Raw genomic sequence first — 19,763 nt, 5'->3', positions numbered from 1 at the left:
GCGTTCATGCATGTCCCGCCAGGGGCAACCCGTTCGTAGAACATGCAGCATACCATTGAGAAACTGGCGATTGTCTCCAGATGGACGTGCCCCACGTCCACGCTCAGGCGGTAGAAGCGGACCAATCACCGCCCATTCCTGATCCGTCAGATCGCCTCGTGCCATGCCTGTTCTCTCTGTCCGGTATCCCACAGCCAGGAAGTGAATCAGATCTCAGGCAGATCGTATAGATCTTTTGTCAACGTGGCCTAAACCATCAGATTCAAGCTTGTTTGCTCTAACAAATTGCTCAAGAGGATAAGAGTTATCACTTAAGCATCTTAAAAAGCTGTTTGAAAATAACCTCAACTCCCTCAGCACCAACCTTAGGGCCTGTTAGGGCTTGATCCAGTCTGCTGCGGCAGCGATGTGGATGACCGCGAGGAACGACGCCGCTGTTTTTTCGTATCTGGTCGCGACTGCACGCCACTCCTTGAGGCGAGCCCAGAGGTTCTCGACCATGTGCCGACACCGATAGGCCCATTTGGGGCAGGCAACAGGTGCATCGCGTCGTTTCGCGGGAATGGCCGGTCGGGCTCCCATGTCCCAGATACGCTCACGGAAGGCATTCGACGCGTAGCCCTTGTCCGCCACTACCCACAGAGGAATGGCGGGAAGGTTGTCGAGCATGGCTGATGCCAGGGGCAGTTCATGAGCCTGTCCGGGGGCCAGCGCAAAACCAACAGCCTTTCCATGCCCGTCTGCTATCACGCAGACTTTTGTGCCATAGCCGCCGCGAGAGCGGCCAAGTGCTTCACGATGGTCCCGCTCTTCAAAAGAGCCCCCTTTTTTTGGGCTCCCGCCGCCTTGTGGTGAGCCCTGATGTTTGTGCCATCCAGAAAAGTCATTCCGAACGCCACTCCCTGTTGTTCCTGAACCCGTTCGAGCAGGCGTTCCCACACGCCGAGTTTCGCCCAGCGGATGAAAAGCTGCGCCGCCCGCCACCATGGACCCAGTTCAGCGGGGATGCTCCGCCATTTCGCGCCATTCTCATGACGCCAGAAAATCGCTGCTATCGTGCGCCGCAGATCATGGGGCGGCGTCTTGCCTCGTGGGCGAACCGCTTCAATCAGAGGCTCCCAGATCGCCCATGTCTCGTCCGTAAAGGTGCCTGTTCTGTCTCCTTCTTCCATCCCTACAATATGGGAAGAAATTCAAGTGCTAACAGGCCCTAGTCTAAGTAGTGCGAAGATCCTGCTCGCATTTGCGCTATCAGGTCGGATAATATGGGGCTGTCCCGCGGACGGTCCCTGTCGCTGAAAATGTCCGGATCTGTCTGCGGTTTTCCTTCAGATGCAGAGCGACACATCATGCCGAACATTCATTCCCTGTCCCGCTGGGCCTTTGCGGGTGCCAGCGCGCTGCTGATCCTTCTGGCGAGCTTCCTGATCCTCTCGGGAGGCATCGGTCTTGTCTCGGCCTTCGTGGCGTCCCTGACGGAGGGGCGCGAGGAAATCCTTCAGGCCATCAGCTATGTCGTGATCTCGATCGCCGTCTTTGACGTGGCGAAATACTTCATTGAGGAAGAAGTCCTGCGGCCCAAGGGCAAGCAGTCCATTGCCGAAGCCCGCGTCAGCCTGACCAAGTTCATGACCACCGTCATCATCGCAGTCTTTATCGAAGGGCTGGTCGGCGTATTTGAGCGCAGTGGCAAAGCTCCCGGCGATATTCTCTATCCCGCTGCCCTTCTGGTTGTGGCGACGGGAATGGTGATCGCGCTCGGGATCTATCAGAAGCTCAGCATCGGGGCGGAGCGCGAAAAGAAGGAAAAGGACATGATCGGCTAGCGGCCGCGGCCTCAGTCCTGCTGAAGCCTACGGGGGAAGGCTGCGGGATTGAACGCTGCCAGCAGGATGCCGCCCAGGGCGATCACGATGGAGGCCGGGCACAGCACGGCAAAGCCCAGCGTGCTCAGAAGGTGGCCGCCGATGGCCGAGCCCAGAAGGATGCCGAAATTGCTGCTGCTGTTGATGGCCGCTCCGGCCACATCCGCGCTGGTGGCGCGCGCGCGGATGGCGCCGGACATGACGAAGGGGATAATGGCGGCATAACCCATGCACCACAACCCGACGGCGCCAACGCTGGGCCATGCGGAAATCAGATGTCCGTAGACCAGGATCATACCGGTGAGCATGGCAAGACCCCCGCCGAACAAACCGGCTGCCGGCCAGCGGTCCACGACCTGTCCTGCGCCCCACAGACCGAAAATGCTGACACCGCCCGTAACAAGCAGCGCGACGCTCAGCAGATGCTCCGGCAGGCCATGCGCCAGCAGAAGCGGGGAGACATAGGTGTAGAGCAGGTTATGCGCGAAGAAGAACACGGCGTTCACGCCGATCACGACGCCGAAAATGCGTGCAGCCTGCGGGGAGCGGATAGTCGGAACTTTGAGCGCCTTGGTGTCCGCCCCACGAACGGGGGGAAGATAGAGCGCGATGAAGATCGTCAGCATCGCCGCCAGCCCCGAAATGACGTAAAGCGCCACACGCCAGCTCGCGAAATGGCTGATCGCAGCCGTCCCCGGAACGCCGAGCACGGACCCGAGGGATGTTCCCCCGAAGACGAAGGAAATAGCCCGTCCCGTCATGCGTTCGGGCACCAGATGGGCGGCATAGGCCGCCGCAATGGACATCATCAGCGCATGTGACAGTCCCCCAAGGGCGCGGCCGGCACAGACAATGGCAAAGTTCGGCGCCATTGCGGAAATCAGGTTGGAGAGGACATATCCGCACAGGCAGAGCAGCATGAGTATTTTGCGATCCATGCGGCTCGTGGCAATCGTGATGGGCACGGCCCCGAACGCGACGAGCAGCGCATAGGCGCTGACGGCCAGTCCGGCATGACCTTCGGTGATATTGAAGGACTTGGCCATGTCGATCAGCAGGCCAACCGGCGCGACCTCGGTCGTTATCGCGATAAAGGTCGACGCGAACAGGGCGCAGAGGCCTGCGATCACCGGAGCGGAGAGCGTTTTGAACACGGCAGACTTCCTGACTGGAACGGCGACCCGAGCGCCCCGAACGCGAGGGCTTTTGGCACTTTGATCGCATGACGGAAACCCAAAAATTCAGCTCGTGAATCCGATTGCTTCCGGACCGGCAGAATGTCCCGCGGAACCGAGCGTTTTCAGAGAGTTGTGAACATGAGTGTTTTCCATTTTTCCTAGAAAAATCACGGATTCGGGAGATCGTCTCAGGATGCTTCCAGAATTTCGTTCCGGTGACCAAGTTCCGTCGAGATGATGATCAGACATCCCGTTACGGAGGACAGAAGCAGGCGGGTGTTGCGGCTGGTTTCTGCGTTCTCCATGACGGCGAGGCTTTCCAGTGCTTCCCGCGACTGGAGTTCCAGGGTTTCGGGACCGGCTGAAGCGCTGGCAAAACTCTCGCACAGGCGCGCAAGGATCGCCCGTGCGTTTTCGGGAAGGCCGATCTGGGCGCGATAGGCCTGAAGCTGGAGCAGGTTGCGCCCGACCGTCATCATTGAAAACGCGGCGTGCAGCCAGCGATCATTGGAGCGGGCCTGGACTGACTTGGTGTGGGCAATCAGCTGTTCCATGCCAAGGACGATCCGGCCGACCCAGACAGCTTCGGTCATCGAGCGCCGGTTCTTTCCGATAAGCCGCAGATCGGACAGCAGATCCAGCCGGAAGTTCCGGTAAAACCGTGTCAGCTGGAACGGAAAGACATAGCGGAACACGAGCACACCAAAGCCGAGACCGCTCAGCAAGGCGAACACCGTGTTGAACCATTCGGTCTCGTTGATGCGGCTGTGATTGTCGAGGCCGATCAGATACGGGAAGAAATTGCTGAAAGATGCAGCCCGTGAAGCGAGGGCGGGCGCACGTGTCGCCAGTCCCCCGATCAGCATCGGGACCGAAATCGTCAGGCACAGCATCGCATAGGAGGCCGTGACCGGCATCACCAGAAAGACCGGCACGACCGCAGCAAGCGTCGCCCAGACCGCGCCGGAGAAAAACGCGCTGCTGGCCAGGAGCGTGTTGCTGAAGGAGGCAAAACGCGCGCAGACCACCGAGACGAACGTGATGAAAAGCGGCCCGTCCGGCCAGGCCGTCACTTCCCAGACATAGGCCGCCATCAGGACGGCGGCACAGGAGCGCAGTCCATTGTGGATGGCGGCGTACCAGTTCCGCGGGCGCGCCAGTCTGTAACTTTCGGCTCTCGGGTTTTCGCTGGGATCACTGGCCAGACAGCCCAGCAGATGCTGAAGCTCTGTCAGCGTCAGTTGCAGGCCCTGTAACAGGATACGGTCATTGAAGACGATGCCACTGTCGCTTTCCGCACGCGGCAGGCTCACCGTCTGCTCGATGTTCGCCTGACACCGGCCGATCAGCGCAAGCACGTCCTGGCGCAGCGTCTGCAGGGTATCGGCATCATCAATATCGACCCGCAGCCGATCCAGAATCCCGGCGCTGTCTTCCAGCAGGGTCTGGGTGCATTCCGAACGCTGGGGCACGGCGCTCAGCCGGCTGCGCATGCCCAGTGCGCGGGACATCAGCCGGGAGGCCAGTCCGAGCGTGGCGCGGGCGTAATCGACAATGCCCTTCGTACGCCCGACCTCGATGGCACTGAACTCGATCCGGTCACTCAGGCTGAGTGACAGGGAAAAGATGTTATGCAGATCGCTCTCGGGCGTTCCATGTTCGAGCAGGATGTCGCGTGAAGCATTGGCCGCTTCGAGCACGATCTGCTGAAGCTGGCTGCGGATGGCGGCGCGCGCCTTGCCGGGAACATTGCTCCGGCAGGCCATGTCCGCCACGGTCCCGCAGATCACGCCCAGAAGAATGTAGCTCCCGCGCGCCATGGCAATGCTGAACACCTGATCGGGCTGCGCCTGTGCGCTCAGGGACACGATGGAGCAGGTATAGGCCGTCAGCACGAACGCGTAGCTGCGGAAATTATGAACCAGCGTGCCGAGCGCCGTACACAGCCCGATCCAGACCGCCAGCGCCGGAAAGAACAGCCAGGGCGCCTGTGGAAAAGCCGCTGCCAGGGCAATCGCCGAGACAATGCCGCCCAGTGTTCCCGCCACGCGCCAGCGGGCCTTGGAGAGGCTTTCTCCCAGTGTCCCCTGCGCCACGATCCACACGGTCATGGGGGCCCATTGCGGCTGCCCCAGTTCCATCCAGAGAGCTATGGCCAGGGCGACCAGTGCAGCAATCGTCGTGCGGAGTGAAAAACCGAGAGCAGAAAGACGAGGCGCATAGAGCCAGGACAAATCACGAAAGAATACAGTAAATGATGACCGTATTTTCTGTGCTTCCTGACTGAAGAATGGCCCCATGAAATCCCGCTGCCAGTACAACCGATTGAACGGGGTGATATGTGTCCTTCAGCAGGCGGAAAATCAATTGTAATAATTGTTCATAATTCATGCCCCATACAGCAGACCGGGCAGAAAATCATGTTCCGGATTGTCCGCGCCGGTGCATTACAGGGAAGGCCTTTGGTCTGGGAAAGGCTTTATGAATTACCGGCTTCTTTCCCAGCCGGGGCAGGGACGGGTGCCTCTTCTCCCCACGGGAAATGCACCACACGATCTCTGCCCGTCTGTTTGGCCGCGTAGAGCGCACTGTCAGCCCGGGCCAGAAGCTCTGTCCGGGGGATCCCGGTACCGGGGCACAGGGCGGCGCCGATACTGAGTGTTGCCTTGACGGCGCCCCCTCCGATCATGCGTGTTTCCGTGGCAAAGGCGTTTCTGAGACGCTGCGCGGTGGCAAGCATTTCATCAGGGCCATCGCACTGGAACACGACGACGAATTCGTCCCCGCCAATGCGGAAAAGAATTGTCGGGGGATAAAGGATGTCCGCACAGACCCGGCCCATCGCGGTGATGATCTGATCGCCGACCGCATGACCATGGGCATCGTTGATGGACTTGAAATGATCAATATCGACCATGAGCAGCGCTTCATGCGTGCAGGTTGTTCCATCATTATCGAGCCAGGCCTGAAAAGCCCTGCGGTTGCTGCCCCCTGACAGAGGGTCCTGCAGGATCAGTTCCTGCTGCTGGAAGGCAAGTTGCTCCCAGGGGATGGCAATCATGGCCAGCGCAAACAGTGCAACTTCGATGACAACGAGGAAATTATAGCTTGTAACCGCCCAGACAGTGGCCGGGGCCGCGCCGAAAGGTGCAGGCATCCACAGGACGAATGGCACCAGAAGGAGATGGAAGCCTGCGTAAATGCAGAGCAGTCTGAGCAGGCTACATCTTGCGGATGTCATGATTCTGACGTTCCGCTTCAGGTCAAGCGCGGCGAAACCGTGGAAGGCTGCGATAATTGTCAGACGAAAGGTCGTACTGATGACGTGCATCAGGCCGGTCGGTCCGGCGAGCATCGACAGCATGAAAGACGCGCTGCAGGCGAACAGCAGGACCAGAATCCGTGGGCGGCAGCCCAGCATGACACGCAGGGCCTGCCACCCGGCCCCGTAGGCCAGAGTCATGAACAGGGCGCCCAGCCGCAGGCTCCACAAACCCGGCAGAAGCGTCGGGACAATGAAAAGCAGGCTGGAAACTGATCCCAGAAGAAACGGTGCCGCGAACCAGGCCATACGCGACCATCGTCTGCCGGAGAATTCAGACAGGATGAAGTGTACGCCCAGAAGCAGGAAAAGAACCACGCTGCACCCGAGCAGAGTAGGGGGATCAGGAGTCACTGATGAAGCATAGGCTGTTGAACAGGCTGTACAGGCCACTCCCGTATAAAGCTGGCAGGCGGGGTCTTCGATTCCTCATAAAGACAGCCCGACCTTACCTCCGGGTTAATGGCATTTTTCAGGCTGTTTCATTCCCAACTGTGGCAGCGAAAGAGATGACGGGCCAGCCATGCCCCGGCATAAGGACGTTTCTGTCATTTTCATCCAGTTGAGTCTAATGCGCCCAGAGAATTCCCCGTCAGCAACCGTCACGATCCGAAGATGACACGTCTTTTTCCTCTCTGGGCCATTCTGGTGTCCGGTCTGGCCCTTCTGCTGCCCGAACCGTTCCTGACGCTGGTCCCTGTCATCACGCCGCTTCTGGCCTTCGTCATGTTCACGATGGGTGTATCGCTGAGGCCCGCCGATTTCGGCCGCATCCTGCGTCGCCCCGCGTCGGTTCTGGCAGGCGTGGGGCTGCATTATCTCGTCATGCCGCTTGCCGCCTGGGGGATTGCGCATCTGCTGTCGATGCCGCCAGCACTCGCGACGGGCATGGTGCTGGTCGGCTGCGTATCGAGCGGCACGGCCTCGAATGTCATGATCTATCTGTCACGCGGAGACGTTGCACTCTCCGTCAGCATCAGTGCTTTCTCCACCCTCGTTGGGATCGTCGCAACGCCGCTTCTGGTGCGGTTCTATGTGTCTGCCGGGGTTGCCGTGGATAGCTGGGCATTGTTCCGCAGTATCCTGACGATGGTGGCGCTTCCCGTGCTGGCAGGGGTTACGCTCAATACGCTGTGCCATCGTGCGGTGAAGCGCGTGGAGCCCGCGCTTCCGCTGGTGGCCATGGTTTCGATCCTGCTCATCATCGGGGCGATCGTTGCCGGCGTGGGGCCATCCTTAAAAGAGGCGGGCCCGGTCATGCTGCTGGCCGTCATCCTGCATAACGGGATCGGGCTGTTGGGCGGTTACTGGGGCGGCCGGCTGCTTGGCTTTGATGAAAGCATCTGCCGCACGCTGGCGCTGGAAGTGGGTATGCAGAATTCGGGCCTCGCCGCTACGCTGGGGCGTCTCTATTTCTCGCCGCTGGCCGCGCTGCCCGGAGCGGTTTTCTCCATCTGGCACAATGTCTCGGGGTCCATTCTGGCGTCGCTGTGGGCGTCGCGACCTATCGCGCGGAAAGACCCGTCGTGTTGACGAGGAACACCATGTCGGTGGCGCGCGTCACCGCCACATAGCAGAGCTGCTGTGTCTCCAGCGGGTTCTGCCGGGCGCGGCGGCCGATATCGCCAAGATCCACGAATACGTTTTTAAACGTGCTGCCCTGCGCGGTATGGACCGTCATGGCATAGATCGCCTGAAGCTGGAGCAGGGCGTTGTGAAACGCGAAACGGTGGCTCCAGCGCCGATGCTGCTGCTTCGCTTCCTGCACCAGACGCCGGTCCACAGCCTCCAGCTCCTTCTGGTTCTGCACGATATGGCCGGTGATTTCCTCCCCCGCCATTGTCAGCAGCGTCACTTCCCATGAGGCGAGATCCGCAACCCAGGCCGGAACGTCCTTGCAGAGCTCGAACTTGTACGACAACCGTCCGGGCTTGATGTCCATGACGAGGACTTCCTCGTTCGTGGCAATCGCCTGACGCGGGCCGCCTTCTTCCTGCTGGACGGAAAACGGCGCGCGTGACACGACCCGCTCGCCAGGCATGAAAGGCGTCGGCGTCTCACCCCCATAGCGCCAAAGGCGGACCATCCGGTTGATCTGATGCACCCGGGCATTCGTCCAGCACAGATAGCGACACCAGTCGTTGTCTTCGGCAAAAGCATCGGACAGGAACGCTTTGCGCACCCAGCTTTCCACATCCTTGGGCAGGAACAGCCCCGTCTGCTCCTGACGCGCATCGCGGACCCAGCTCCAGTCGGCTTCACTCCCCTGGCTCTGGCGGATAATGGTCGCGGCTTCGAGGATCGGATTGCCCGCCGCCTGCCGCACGACGGTCTCCAGATGGGAGCGTGACGGCACGGAAAAGGAGGGCGACGCAGCTTCTCCCACGGGTGGAAGCTGGGCCGGATCTCCCACGAACAGCACGAAGCAGTAGCGCAGAAGATCGCGGATCCAGTTCATCAGCTCGGCGGAGAGCATCGAGCATTCATCGACGATCACAATACCATCGGCAATCGTCTGCGGCCGCTTGGAGCGCACGAGGGTCGTGGTCGTGCCCTGCGAGGACGGCTGGAGGCTCAGCAGGCTCTGGATGGTCCGACAGTCAACGTCCCGATCGACTTTCGAGCGCAGGACGGCGGTGGCCTTGTGGGTGGGCGCCGTGATGACCACCACCTTCTTTTCAGCCATGAAATGCCGGGCGACGGCCTGCATCAGCGTTGTCTTGCCGCTGCCCGCATATCCCGTCAGAAGATGCGTCGGCCGCCCTGCGGCATGTGCGGCAATGATTTCATCAAGCGCCTGCCGCTGGGAGGGGGTGAGCATGACCATGAGCGGCTTTTCTCACATTTTCCCGACACATGCCATTGCCTCGCCAGCAGAACCCGGCACAGTCTCAGCCGGGAAAAGCAGGGAGAAAGCCGGATTTATGGACGCAGGATCGAATGCCGTTTTCTGGCAGGAAAAATGGGAACGCGGCGAGACGGGCTTTCATGAAACGCAGGCCAATCCGCTCCTGACCCGTCATATCGCGGCTCTGGATCTTCCAGCGGGAGCGCGGATTTTCGTGCCTCTGTGCGGCATGAGCCAGGACATGGTCTGGCTGGCAGGGCAGGGTTTTCACGTGACCGGATGTGAGCTGAGCGATATCGCCGTGCGCCGGTTCTTCAGCAATCTCGGCCTCACGCCCGACATTAGGGACGCAGGACCGTTGCGCTGTTTTTCCGCCGGGACAATCCGTATTTTCGCAGGCAATATTTTCGACCTGACGCCGGATCTGCTCGGTCCGATGGATGGTATCTATGACCGTGCCGCACTGATCGCCCTGCCGGAGGACCTGCGCCGGGCCTATGCTGCCTATCTTCTGTTCCTGACCGGCCCGGTGCCCGAACTTCTCGTGACGCTGGATTACGATCAGTCCTGCCTGAAAGGACCGCCTTTCTCCGTCGACGAGGCGTTCCTGCGTGAATGCTATGGTCAGGCCTATGTTCTCACGCTTCTGGAAAGCCGGGCGGTCAAAGGCGGGCTGAAAGGCCGCTGCCCGGCGTCCGAAAACGTCTGGCACCTCAGCCGGCTCCCGCCTTCGTCCTGACTCTTACTCCGCGGCGGCGGCTTCCGCGCCCATGCGGGTCTTGTCCACAAAGCCTTCGGTCGCATCGTCCAACGCGCGTGTGCGACGGCCGCCCGGGCCGTGGACGTAAAGCGCCTTGCGGTCGATCTTGTCCACGACGTCCGGCTGGACCGGCATTTCGTAGCGCGGCTTGCGCATGTGATCGGAGAGCTGGAGCTTCGGATTGAAGACCGAATTGAACTTCCACAGCATCTTCACGAAGTTCGTCTGCCCGTGCAGCAGCAGACGGGTCGCAATGCCGACCGTGCCCTTCAGCGCTTCCCAGCCCATATGCTTGGTGTTCAGCACCTGCTGCGTCTTGACCAGTTCCTTGTAGAACTCGGGCAAGGGCAGGGTGGTCGGCAGGACGGCGTGCTGAATGTCGAACAGGCGATAGTCGCGCGTCGTCAGTCGTCGGGCCTCACGGTGCCAGATCTCGGTGCCGGGATAGGGTGTCGTGACAGAGATGTTCACGATATCCGGGATTTCGAGACACCACTGGCGCACGGCCTCGAAGCGTTCGCGGGTCCAGGACGGGTCGGCAATGATGTTGATTGCAACCGTCAGACCGAGCGAGCGGGCATATTCCAGCGCCTCGAAATTGGCATCCAGCGAGACGCGCTTGCGGAACTGCTTGAGCCCTTCCTCATCCACGGCTTCAAGCCCGATGAAGATATAGGTCAGACCGATTTCGCTCCAGGTCTTGAAAACTTCCTTGTTGCGCAGCAGCACGTCCGCGCGGGTTTCAAGATAGTATTCCTTCTTGATGCCGCGCTTTTTGATTTCGTCCGCGATGGCCATGCCATGTTCCTGATGGACGAAGGCCACGTCATCAACGATGAAGATGCCGGGTTCTTTCAACGCCTCAAGCTCGTCGGCAATAACCTGCGGGCTGACGGTCCGGTAGGAGCGGCCATAGAAGGTCCAGGCACTGCAGAACGTGCAGTCCCAAGGGCAGCCACGGGCAAATTCGATGGAAGCCGCCGGGTCCAGCGTGCCGATGAAATACTTGTTGCGGTGATGCAGCAGGTCGCGCGCCGGGCGGACGGTATCGAGGCTTTTTACAAAGATCGGCGGCGGACCTTCACCATCCACCGTGATGGCACCGGGAACCTTCAGCAGGTCCGTCTTCTTTTCGATGGCTTCCAGCAGCAGGCCGACCGTCGCATCGCCTTCACCCTTCAGGATGCAGTCGATGGCACCTTCGGAAAGCTGAAGCACGTCAGGCGCAATAAAGGAAACCGAATGACCGCCCACGAAGATGAACTTCCCGGGCATCCGCTGTTTCGTTTCCTTGCACAGGTCAAGGATCTCGGGAATGTTCGCCAGATAGCTTCCTGAAAAGCAGATCGCATCCGGTTTGAAGTCAGCGAGACGCTTCCAGTAATCTTCATGGCTTTCGACCTGGAGGTCGATGATCTGAACATCATGTCCTTCATTGCGTGCAGCGCCCGCAACAAGTTCAAGCCCAAGTGGTTCCAGCCGCAGGAACACGCGCGTGTACATCAGGGCACTTGGGTGAACGGCCAGAAGTTTCATGAAGTGATCCCATTCTCTTACGGCTTATCCGGTCACGACTGTGACGACATGACATGGTGAGACATAGGCCTTCACTTTCCAGCAATCAAACGACACACCGGTATGGGGCCTGCCTGAAGGACTGTCACGCAATGGAAAACGCCGCGGTGTCAGGATGGATCCATGCAGCGACGCCCCCGGAAAACCTGCACTCCGCAGAAAGCCGCTCCGATCAGGAAGATCGGGAAAATTAAGGTTTTCACGACTGCGTGAACTGCGGTGGGAGAGCGGAGCTGACTGCCGGGACTCTCTCGAACCCAGTCCCGGCAGTCAGCTCTCAGAAGGCAGCACAAGAACCGTTCGGAGAACTTTTCCGTATTTTCCGAAAGATTTTCAAAACGGAAAAGCCTCAGACCAGCACCATTTCAAAGCATCTGTCCGGACGGCGGCAGACCTGCGTTTAGCGGGTTCGCACGGTCGCATTCGTGACAGTTTCATGAAATGCGGCTTCGGGGAGTGGGCAAAACCCCGTTCCATGTGTCCACAGAATGAAAGGTATGTATCCCAAGACTTCTGGGAGTCCGGTTCCGCTATGAGCCCGGCTCTGTAGGAAAGAACTGCTGCATGGTATTCATGAAACGTAGAAACCTGCTGACCGGCCTTGGCGCGGGTCTCCTCCTGTCCACGCGCATCCGTGCCCTGCGGGCCGCCGTCCCACGCGATCTGGAAAAGAGCCCGAGCTTCAAGACGTCTCCGTTCCAGCTTGGCGTGGCCTCGGGCGATCCTGCGTCTGACGGGCTGGTGCTCTGGACGCGACTGGCGCCGAACCCGCTGGAAGAGGCAGGCGGGATGGAAGTTCTCAAGCCCGTTCTGGTGGACTGGGAGGTCAGTGAGGACAAGAGTTTCTCGAAACCCGTGCAGAGCGGACAGACGCTGGCCCATCCCGAACTGGGCCATTCGGTTCATGTCGAGGTGGTGGGTCTGAAGCCGGACCGTCCGTACTGGTACCGCTTCCATATCGCGGGCTACGAAAGCCCCACTGGCCGGGGTCGTACGCTCCCGCTGCCAGGTGCGCCGCTGTCGCGTGTCCGCTTTGCCGCAGCCGGCTGCCAGCATTACGAATATGGCTACTACACCGCCTGGCGCGCCATCGCGAACGAGCCGATCGACTTCGTGTTCCACTATGGCGACTATATCTATGAAGGCCCGGATAGCGGCGATCGCCTGCGCGAAATCGACGGTCACAAGGCCCATGTCCTGCGTCGCCATGTCGGGCCGGAATGTTATTCGCTGGACGAATATCGCCGCCGTTATGCCCAGTACAAAATGGACCCGGATCTTCAGGCCGCCCATGCGGCGACGTCCTGGATCGTCAGCTTTGACGACCACGAGATCGACAACAACTGGGCCGGGGATACCGATCAGGACGGCACGCCGCCGGAGATTTTCCGGCTGCGCCGGGCTTCGGGGCTACAGGCGTATTACGAGAACATGCCGCTGCGGGCGACATCCATTCCCGATGGCAGTCACATGCAGCTTTATCGCAGCTTCCGCTTCGGCACTCTGATGAATATGTTTGTGCTGGATACGCGCCAGTATCGCAGCGATCAGGCCTATGGTGACACGAATGCCGCGCAGGGCAGGGACGTCTGGTCGCCCGAGCGTACCATGATGGGGGCGCAGCAGGAGCAGTGGCTGTTCGATGGTCTGGGACGGTCGGATGCGAAGTGGAACCTGCTGGCGCATCAGGTCATGATCATGGATCTGGCGCATCGCAAATCCGCCCATGCCGAGCTGACCTACAGCATGGATCAGTGGTCGGGCTATCTTTACAGCCGCAAGCGCCTGCTGGATTTCATCGGCACGCACTGTCCCGGCAATGTGGTCAACGTGACCGGAGACGCGCACCGGCATTTCGCCGGAGATCTGCTGGTCGAACCGGGACGGGGCAAGCCGGTCTCGGTCGAGTTTCTGGCCACGTCCATTTCATCCGGTGCGGACGGGCTGGGCGATGATGATCATTTCAGCCGGATCGCCCGCAGCGAGAACCCGCATCTGAAGGCCACGACGGACAAGCGCGGTTATGTGCTGTGTGATGTGGGGCCGGATGTGTGGCATGCCGATCTGAAAATCATCGACCGGGTCATGGTGCGCGATGGCGCGCTGTCCACCTATGCCAGCTTTGCCGTCGAGCGTGGCAATCCGGGCCTTCAGGAAGCCTGAGGCCTGGAGGGGGCTGCCCTAGTGGCAGCCGCCCTTGCCCGAGCGGTCACAGCCCGTGCACCCGCCGCAGCCCTTGCCAATCGTGGGCTGCGGTGCAGGGGCGAAGCCCACGGCCGTGCGCAGACGGCCCCAGCCTTCGGGGAAGAGGCGCGCATACCAGTAAATCGCGGCAGCGCAGACAATCAGCAGGGCAACAGCAACTTCGATCATCAGGGAACTCCCGTAATGGCGCGGGTGATGTGATAGGTCAGGAACGCCGCCAGATAGGCCAGTCCGAACAGATACGCCGCAGCCCATAGAACGGTTTTGATCGATCCGGTTTCCCGCCGCATGACAGCCAGCGTGGAAATGCATTGCGGCGCATAAACATACCAGGCCAGCAGCGAAAACGCGGTGGCCATGCTCCACTGCGTCGAGAGCAGCGGCAGGAGCTTGTCGGCCGCGCCGTCATCCGTAGCCCCGATGGCATAGACGGTCGCCAGTGCACTGACGGCCACTTCACGCGCCGCAAGCCCCGGGATCAGCGAGACGCAGATCTGCCAGTTGAAGCCGATGGGCGCGAATACCCACTGCATCAGATGGCCGATGCGTCCGGCCAGACTGTAATCAATGGCCGCACCCGGAGCGCCCGCGGGCGGTAGCGGGAAGCTCGACAACGCCCAGAGCAGCACGTTCAGCGAGACGATGATCGTCCCCACGCGGGAGAGGAACATCACCGCGCGCTGCCACAGGCCGAGTGCGAGGCTCTTGAGGTTCGGGCGGCGATAGGGCGGCAGTTCGAGCAGGAGCGGGTGCTCTTCGGACTTCACACCCCGCGTCATGACACGGGCCGCGATCACGCCGCTGACGATGGCCACGGCATAGAGCCCGAACAGGACCAGCCCCTGAAGCCCGAAAATCCCCAGCACGGTCCGATGCGGCACGAACGCCCCGATCAGCAGCGTATAGACCGGCAGACGCGCCGAGCACGTCATGAGCGGTGCGATCAGGATCGTGACCAGACGGTCCCGTGGGTTCTGGATGGTCCGGGCCGCCATGATGCCCGGAATCGCGCAGGCGAAGCTCGACAGCAGGGGGATGAAGGACCGGCCGCTCAGCCCGGCCAGCGCCATGAGCCGGTCCAGCAGGAACGCCGCGCGGGGCAGATAGCCGGATTCCTCAAGGGCAAGAATCCACAGGAACAGAATAAGGATCTGTGGCAGGAACACGATGACCGTGCCCGCACCTGCAATCACGCCATCGGCCAGCAGGCTGTGCAGGATGCCGTCCGGCAGAGGCTTGAGGACGATCTGCCCGAAAGTCGAAATCCCGCTGTCCAGCCCGTCCATAAGCGGCTGTGCCCAGGCGAAGACCGTCTGGAACATGACGAACAGCACGACCAGCAGGATGACCGGACCCCAGACGGGATGCAGGAAGATGCGGTCCAACCGGTCGGTCAGGCGGTCCTTTCCGGTGGACGGATCGATGACATAAGCCGCCAGCAGGCGCCGCACTTCCATATGGGGATCAATCTCCGCCGGGAGTGGGGCCGGCGGGGGGGGAAGAGGCAGATCGAGTGCCTGAAGAAGCGGTATCACGCCCGCGCGGTTGAGGCTGACAACGGGCACGATCGACATGCCCAGATCGGCCTGCAAACCCGCGACGTCGATTTTGAGACCGTTGCGCCGGGCCTCATCCATCATGTTCAGCGCGACGATGACAGGCAGGCCAAGCTGCTTCAGTTCGAGCAGGAAGCGCAGATGCAGGCGCAGATTGGTGGCGGAAATGATGGCCACGAGCATCTGGGGCTGTGGTTCGCTCGGGTGACGTCCCAGACAGACGTCGCGTGTGACGTCCTCATCCGGGCTGGTCGAATCAAGACTATAGGCGCCCGGCAGGTCCAGCACGCGGATCGCGCGGCCGTTGGGCGTTGTGAAAAACCCTTCCTTGCGCTCGACCGTCACACCCGCATAGTTCGCGACCTTCTGCCGGCTTCCCGTCAGCTGGTTGAACAGGGACGTCTTGCCGCAGTTCGGATTTCCGACAAGGGCGATATGCAGGTTTGAAGCGGGTGTCTGCGCGGACGCTGTCGAACTCATGGAGGTCAGGAAACAGCCCGCAGACCCACGCGGGCGGCTTCACCACGGCGCAGGGCAAAGCGCGACGTCCCCAGACGTACGGCAATCGGATCCCTGCCCACCGGTCCGGTCGCGACCACCTGCACGGCTTCACCGGGTACGAAACCCAGCTCTCCCAGACGTGTGGCAATCGGGTCCAGAGGCGCACGCTGTTCGATCTTCTCGATCACGGCGTGTCCGCCCTTGGGCAGTGTATCCAGATACAACATCAGTTCCGTACCCCGGTGAATGTGGCGGCGGCTCACAGGCCCCGACCTCTATCCTAGATAGGCGCATCCTGTCCGTCCGGGAAGGGGAGTGAGAATGATTTGCATCAAGACCGCTTCACAGCCGGGGAAATTACCGGTTTTGATAATAAATTTTATGAAGCGTGTGGTGAGAACGACTCATATCGGGAGAACGGCCTGAAGCAGAAGGGAAGCCCGGCTCCTTCAGGTGAAGGCAGGTCGGGCTTTTCCGGCCGGGACTCGGTTTTTTCCGATCCGGAAACACCGGGACCATATCGTCAGACTGGAAATTCCCGGCGCAGGGGGGCATACACCGGCCTGTGGGCGCCGGATGGGCGAGCATGGACCCATGATATTACGTTCGGATGTCTGACAGAGGGCGGATCCTGTAATGGCACTATCCCATAAAGAACATGCAGCAGATATCTGCGAGAGTTGCGCACCGGTGGATGATGATGGCCGCCGTGTTGAACAGCCCCGCAAGAAGGCCCTGACGAACCGCGTCCGCCGGATCGAAGGGCAGGTTGGCGGTGTTCTCAACATGATCGAGAACGACCGCTACTGCGTCGATATCCTGACCCAGATTTCCGCCATCAAGTCGGCGCTGGATGGCGTGTCCATCCAGATCCTGTCCTCCCACGCCAATGGCTGCGTGCGCCGGGCCGTACAGGACGACGGTGGAGAAGACGCGATCGACGAGCTTCTCCAGGTCGTCCGCCGGATGATGCGCTGAAAAAATCTGCGCGTTCAGCGGTCCAGCGTTTCGCCAGGAGCGGGCTTGTCCGCCATGCCCATATCCATTTTCTGACAGGCGGCGCGCTGCTGCTTCATTTTCGGCGTCAGGGGGCTCTTCTGCTTGCTGAGCGTTTCAAGATGCGCGCACAGGGCCATCTGCTGATCCATGTTCAGTCCGGTCATCGGGTCCTGTGTTCTGGAGGACGGCATGGTCATGGTGCTGTTGCCGCCCATATCCATGTGGCTCATGTCCATGCCGGGCATGGAGGGATCGGCGTAGGCTGCGGCGGTGGTGAAAAGGATGCCCAGTGCAAGGAGGGTCTTGCGCATGATGTGTGACTTTCTTTTATGGGGTGTTGGAATTAGAACCAGCTTCGGACGCCGAGGCTGAAGCGGACGGAGCCGGTGTCGTCGTGCTGGTCACGGGCGATCCGGCGGGCCTGGGTGAGATATCCGGAGTAGGTCACGGCCACGTAGGGCGCGAACTTCCGCCAGAGCTCGTATCGCAGGCGCAGACCTGCATCGACATCCGACAGACCGGCGCCAGCCTGACGTCCCGCGTCGGATTTCGTGTACAGGTTGAACTCGGCCTGCGGCTGGAGGATCAGGCGGTTGGTCAGCAGGAAGTCGTAAGACCCCTCGATGCGGGCGGCGAAACGTCCGCGATCGCTGACATAGGCCGTGGCTCCGAACTCGAATTCGTACAGCGCCAGACCTTCGATCCCGAACGCGCCCCAGGTACGGGTCGGGCCGTCATCGAGATCCATCCGCACGCCGCCCTGAAGGTTCCAGTAGGACGAAATGGAGCGCGTATAGAGGAGTTCGTGGTCGCCATCGCTCAGGCGACCCTTTTCGAGCGTGCCTTCGGATTTGAGCCAGATCTTGTTGTAGTCACCGCCGAACCAGGCTTCGCCATCCCAGCGGAAATCGGTGCCGCCGGGCGCATAGCGGCCTTCAAGCTGGTTGAAGATGCCGTGCAGCCAGGTGCCCTGATCCATGGCGGGTTTGATGTTGCCGATATAGACGACCGGGGTCGCCTCCGGCGCATCGGCGGCGTGATAGACCGTCTGAGCGGCACGGGCTGTGCCGGCCGAAACAGCGAGAGCGGACAGGACTGCGAGGGAGAGGGCGTGTTTCATGCCACGATCACCGTGCGGAACATGCCCAGATCCATGTGATACATCAGGTGGCAGTGATATGCCCACATGCCGGGGGTATCGGCCGTCACGAGATAGCTCAGCTTCGAGCCCGGCTGGGAAATGATGGTGTGCTTGTAGGGGTGGTAATCGCCCTGACCGTTTTCCAGCTCGCTCCACAGGCCGTGCAGATGGATCGGATGTTCCATCATGGTGTCGTTGATGAGCGTGAAACGCACCCGTTCGCCGAGTTTGAGGCGGATCGGGCCGGATTCCGAGAATTTCCGGCCGTTAAAGCCCCAGATATAGCGTTCCATGTTGCCGGTCAGGTGCAGGATGATTTCCCGCGTTGGCGGCCGCAGATCCGCTCCGGGGCGCGTGGCGCGGAGCTGCCTGTAGTTCAGGACGCGGCGGCCGTTGTTTTCCAGCCCGTCGCCGGGGCTGCTGGTGCGGTCGATCGGCATCATGGCGCGCATCTGGTTTTCGACATTGATGGGCGGCGGGCCGGGATCGTCCACTTCCATTTTCGGCATGGCCATGTGGCTCATATCCATGCCGTGCATGTCCATTCCGGCCATGTGCCCGGACATATCCATGTCCTTCATGCTTTCGCCGGGCTTCATGTTTCCCATGCCCATATCCACCATGGTGCGGACGGGGCGCGGGTCCATCGGCGGCAGGGGGGCGATCATGCCCTCGCGCGGGGCGAGTGTGCCGCGTGCGTAGCCGGTGCGGTCCTCGCTTTGGGCGAAAATGGCATAGGCACGCTCGTCCTTGGGCTGGACGATCACGTCATAGGTTTCCGCCACGCCGATGCGGAATTCGTCTACGGGAACGGGTTCGATATCGTTGCCATCAGCCTGCACGACCAGCATTTCGAGGCCCGGGATCCGGATGTCGAAGAACGTCATGGTCGAGCCGTTGATGAAGCGCAGGCGCACTTTCTCGCCGGGCTGGAACAGGCCGCTCCAGTTCATGTCCGGGGCGTGTCCGTTCAGCGTGTAGGTATAGATTGCGCCCGAGACATCCGCGATGTCGGTCGCAGCTATGCGCATTCTGGACCAGGCCAGACGGTCCGCAAGGGCAGCGCCCGCGCTTCCGGCCTCTCGCGCTTCCTTGGGGAAGGAGGCTGCCGTGCGCTGGCGGAAGACGTAATAGTCGTCCTGCATCTTGAGGTTGCTGACGATGTCATCGGGCATGACATCCGTCCATTCGCCCAGGAAAATGACGTAATCGCGGTCACAGGCGTTCGGGTCCGGGCGGCGCGGATCGATGACCAGCGCGCCATACAGCCCTGTTGCTTCCTGCATCCCCGAATGGCTGTGATACCAGTAAGTGCCGCTCTGATGGAGCCTGAAGCGGTAGGTAAAGGTCTCGCCCGGTGCAATGCCGCCGAAGCTCAGGCCTGGTACGCCGTCCATATTCGAAGGCGTGCGGATGCCGTGCCAGTGGATCGAGGTGGGTTCATCCAGCGTGTTGGTGACGTTGATGCTGACGGTATCGCCCTGTTTCCAGCGCAGGATCGGACCCGGCACCGTGCCGCCGGCGGTCGGGGCGTGCATGGTCTTGCCGTCGAGCGAGATGCGCGTATGGCCGATCGTCAGATCCCACCGGTCGGACGGCATGGGCGGGATAAGACCCGAGGAAGCCTTGGCCGAGGACGCCTGTGAGGTGTGGGGCAGGGTGGCCAGAAGGCCACCTGCGCCGAGACCCGTTACGAAACGTCGTCGTGTCAGGCCGCCCCGGATAAGGGACGGAAAGGTCATGAAAAAATCCGCGAAAATGACAGAGGATCAGGTCCTGTCTGTCCCTTGAGGACAGCAGGACGGGCCCACGC

Annotated in this window: 18 protein-coding genes; 5 read left to right on the top strand and 13 right to left on the bottom strand. The window is 60.9% G+C overall.

The window, feature by feature from the left end; genetic code table 11:
• Positions 1-165 (bottom strand): transposase (locus tag HKD24_RS15575; RefSeq protein ID WP_194259704.1); only part of this gene is annotated, 165 nt, incomplete at its 3' end.
• A 210-nt stretch (positions 166-375) separates the two neighbouring features.
• A protein-coding gene (locus tag HKD24_RS07440; RefSeq protein ID WP_228124245.1) for an IS5 family transposase occupies positions 376-1,172 on the bottom strand; the annotation gives its coding sequence in 2 pieces (ribosomal slippage) (positions 376-833 and positions 833-1,172; 798 coding nt in all).
• Positions 1,173-1,349: 177 nt separating this feature from the next.
• On the opposite strand from HKD24_RS07440, the gene HKD24_RS07435 reads away from it, so the two are divergent.
• Positions 1,350-1,826, top strand: a complete 477-nt coding sequence (locus HKD24_RS07435) for a hypothetical protein (protein WP_062506959.1) — start codon at positions 1,350-1,352, stop codon at positions 1,824-1,826.
• An 11-nt stretch (positions 1,827-1,837) separates the two neighbouring features.
• Here the strand turns inward: HKD24_RS07435 and HKD24_RS07430 are convergent, their stop codons facing one another.
• The 3 genes from HKD24_RS07430 to HKD24_RS07420 form a co-directional block, all read right to left on the bottom strand.
• The gene (locus HKD24_RS07430; RefSeq protein ID WP_194259703.1) at positions 1,838-3,019 is read right to left on the bottom strand and encodes an MFS transporter; all 1,182 of its coding nucleotides are present in this window, start codon (positions 3,017-3,019) and stop codon (positions 1,838-1,840) included.
• A gap of 212 nt (positions 3,020-3,231) precedes the next feature.
• Positions 3,232-5,277, bottom strand: coding sequence for an FUSC family protein (locus tag HKD24_RS07425; RefSeq protein ID WP_194259702.1), 2,046 nt, complete (start codon positions 5,275-5,277; stop codon positions 3,232-3,234).
• 245 nt (positions 5,278-5,522) lie between these two features.
• Positions 5,523-6,614 (bottom strand): GGDEF domain-containing protein, encoded by a 1,092-nt coding sequence (locus HKD24_RS07420; RefSeq protein ID WP_194259701.1) that lies wholly within the window; start codon positions 6,612-6,614, stop codon positions 5,523-5,525.
• 366 nt (positions 6,615-6,980) lie between these two features.
• Between HKD24_RS07420 and panS the strand changes: the two genes are divergently transcribed.
• Positions 6,981-7,898, top strand: a complete 918-nt coding sequence (panS, locus tag HKD24_RS07415) for a ketopantoate/pantoate/pantothenate transporter PanS (RefSeq protein WP_194259700.1) — start codon at positions 6,981-6,983, stop codon at positions 7,896-7,898.
• Here panS and HKD24_RS07410 read toward each other — a convergent pair.
• On the bottom strand, positions 7,870-9,192 hold the full coding sequence (locus HKD24_RS07410) for an ATP-dependent DNA helicase (RefSeq protein ID WP_194259699.1): 1,323 nt from the start codon (positions 9,190-9,192) through the stop codon (positions 7,870-7,872). The genes panS and HKD24_RS07410 overlap by 29 nt on opposite strands.
• A 97-nt stretch (positions 9,193-9,289) precedes the next feature.
• On the opposite strand from HKD24_RS07410, the gene tmpT reads away from it, so the two are divergent.
• Positions 9,290-9,952: a thiopurine S-methyltransferase gene (gene tmpT / locus HKD24_RS07405; protein ID WP_194259698.1), complete on the top strand. Its 663-nt coding sequence runs from the start codon at positions 9,290-9,292 to the stop codon at positions 9,950-9,952.
• Between the two features lie 3 nt (positions 9,953-9,955).
• Here tmpT and hpnR read toward each other — a convergent pair whose 3' ends face one another.
• On the bottom strand, positions 9,956-11,509 hold the full coding sequence (gene hpnR, locus HKD24_RS07400; protein WP_062506956.1) for a hopanoid C-3 methylase HpnR: 1,554 nt from the start codon (positions 11,507-11,509) through the stop codon (positions 9,956-9,958).
• A gap of 612 nt (positions 11,510-12,121) precedes the next feature.
• Between hpnR and HKD24_RS07395 the strand changes: the two genes are divergently transcribed.
• Complete coding sequence (locus HKD24_RS07395) at positions 12,122-13,711, top strand: alkaline phosphatase D family protein (protein ID WP_322783296.1); 1,590 nt, start codon at positions 12,122-12,124, stop codon at positions 13,709-13,711.
• A gap of 18 nt (positions 13,712-13,729) precedes the next feature.
• On the opposite strand, the gene HKD24_RS07390 is transcribed toward HKD24_RS07395, so the two are convergent.
• The 3 genes from HKD24_RS07390 to HKD24_RS07380 are packed head-to-tail and all read right to left on the bottom strand — an operon-like array spanning position 13,730 to position 16,037.
• Entirely contained in the window at positions 13,730-13,921 is a 192-nt protein-coding gene (locus HKD24_RS07390) for a hypothetical protein (protein ID WP_194259696.1), read from the bottom strand.
• Complete coding sequence (feoB, locus tag HKD24_RS07385; RefSeq protein ID WP_194259695.1) at positions 13,921-15,789, bottom strand: ferrous iron transporter B; 1,869 nt, start codon at positions 15,787-15,789, stop codon at positions 13,921-13,923. The genes HKD24_RS07390 and feoB overlap by 1 nt, the downstream gene beginning before the upstream one ends.
• A gap of 5 nt (positions 15,790-15,794) precedes the next feature.
• Positions 15,795-16,037, bottom strand: a complete 243-nt coding sequence (locus tag HKD24_RS07380; protein ID WP_194259715.1) for a FeoA family protein — start codon at positions 16,035-16,037, stop codon at positions 15,795-15,797.
• Positions 16,038-16,446: 409 nt separating this feature from the next.
• Here HKD24_RS07380 and HKD24_RS07375 point away from each other — a divergent pair, with 409 nt between their 5' ends.
• Positions 16,447-16,788: a metal-sensitive transcriptional regulator gene (locus tag HKD24_RS07375; protein ID WP_228124244.1), complete on the top strand. Its 342-nt coding sequence runs from the start codon at positions 16,447-16,449 to the stop codon at positions 16,786-16,788.
• 14 nt (positions 16,789-16,802) lie between these two features.
• Here HKD24_RS07375 and HKD24_RS07370 read toward each other — a convergent pair whose 3' ends face one another.
• Genes HKD24_RS07370 through HKD24_RS07360 form a run of 3 tightly spaced genes read right to left on the bottom strand, consistent with a single transcriptional unit; the run spans position 16,803 to position 19,692 of the window.
• Positions 16,803-17,120, bottom strand: coding sequence for a hypothetical protein (locus HKD24_RS07370; protein ID WP_194259694.1), 318 nt, complete (start codon positions 17,118-17,120; stop codon positions 16,803-16,805).
• A gap of 32 nt (positions 17,121-17,152) precedes the next feature.
• On the bottom strand, positions 17,153-17,929 hold the full coding sequence (locus HKD24_RS07365) for a copper resistance protein B (protein WP_194259693.1): 777 nt from the start codon (positions 17,927-17,929) through the stop codon (positions 17,153-17,155).
• Entirely contained in the window at positions 17,926-19,692 is a 1,767-nt protein-coding gene (locus HKD24_RS07360) for a copper resistance system multicopper oxidase (protein WP_194259692.1), read from the bottom strand. Before HKD24_RS07360 ends, HKD24_RS07365 begins: the two co-directional genes overlap by 4 nt.
• Positions 19,693-19,763: the final 71 nt, after the last annotated feature.

Origin of the sequence: Gluconobacter vitians (assembly GCF_015244565.1) — a bacterium.
Taxonomy (GTDB): Bacteria; Pseudomonadota; Alphaproteobacteria; order Acetobacterales; family Acetobacteraceae; genus Gluconobacter; species Gluconobacter vitians.
Note: the sequence above shows the minus strand (reverse complement) of the source record. Positions and strands in the feature narration are given on the sequence as shown.

Excerpts from the sequence above, each read along its gene's own strand:
- tmpT (WP_194259698.1), top strand. The coding sequence starts at position 9,290 with ATGGACGCAGGATCGAATGCCGTTTTCTGGCAGGAAAAATGGGAACGC.
- HKD24_RS07370 (WP_194259694.1), bottom strand. The coding sequence starts at position 17,120 with ATGCGCAAGACCCTCCTTGCACTGGGCATCCTTTTCACCACCGCCGCA.
- HKD24_RS07390 (WP_194259696.1), bottom strand. The coding sequence starts at position 13,921 with ATGATCGAAGTTGCTGTTGCCCTGCTGATTGTCTGCGCTGCCGCGATT.
- HKD24_RS07360 (WP_194259692.1), bottom strand. The coding sequence starts at position 19,692 with ATGACCTTTCCGTCCCTTATCCGGGGCGGCCTGACACGACGACGTTTC.
- HKD24_RS07380 (WP_194259715.1), bottom strand. The coding sequence starts at position 16,037 with ATGTTGTATCTGGATACACTGCCCAAGGGCGGACACGCCGTGATCGAG.
- hpnR (WP_062506956.1), bottom strand. The coding sequence starts at position 11,509 with ATGAAACTTCTGGCCGTTCACCCAAGTGCCCTGATGTACACGCGCGTG.
- HKD24_RS07375 (WP_228124244.1), top strand. The coding sequence starts at position 16,447 with ATGGCACTATCCCATAAAGAACATGCAGCAGATATCTGCGAGAGTTGC.
- HKD24_RS07410 (WP_194259699.1), bottom strand. The coding sequence starts at position 9,192 with ATGGTCATGCTCACCCCCTCCCAGCGGCAGGCGCTTGATGAAATCATT.
- HKD24_RS07395 (WP_322783296.1), top strand. The coding sequence starts at position 12,122 with ATGAAACGTAGAAACCTGCTGACCGGCCTTGGCGCGGGTCTCCTCCTG.
- HKD24_RS07435 (WP_062506959.1), top strand. The coding sequence starts at position 1,350 with ATGCCGAACATTCATTCCCTGTCCCGCTGGGCCTTTGCGGGTGCCAGC.
- feoB (WP_194259695.1), bottom strand. The coding sequence starts at position 15,789 with ATGAGTTCGACAGCGTCCGCGCAGACACCCGCTTCAAACCTGCATATC.
- panS (WP_194259700.1), top strand. The coding sequence starts at position 6,981 with ATGACACGTCTTTTTCCTCTCTGGGCCATTCTGGTGTCCGGTCTGGCC.
- HKD24_RS07365 (WP_194259693.1), bottom strand. The coding sequence starts at position 17,929 with ATGAAACACGCCCTCTCCCTCGCAGTCCTGTCCGCTCTCGCTGTTTCG.
- HKD24_RS07420 (WP_194259701.1), bottom strand. The coding sequence starts at position 6,614 with ATGGCCTGGTTCGCGGCACCGTTTCTTCTGGGATCAGTTTCCAGCCTG.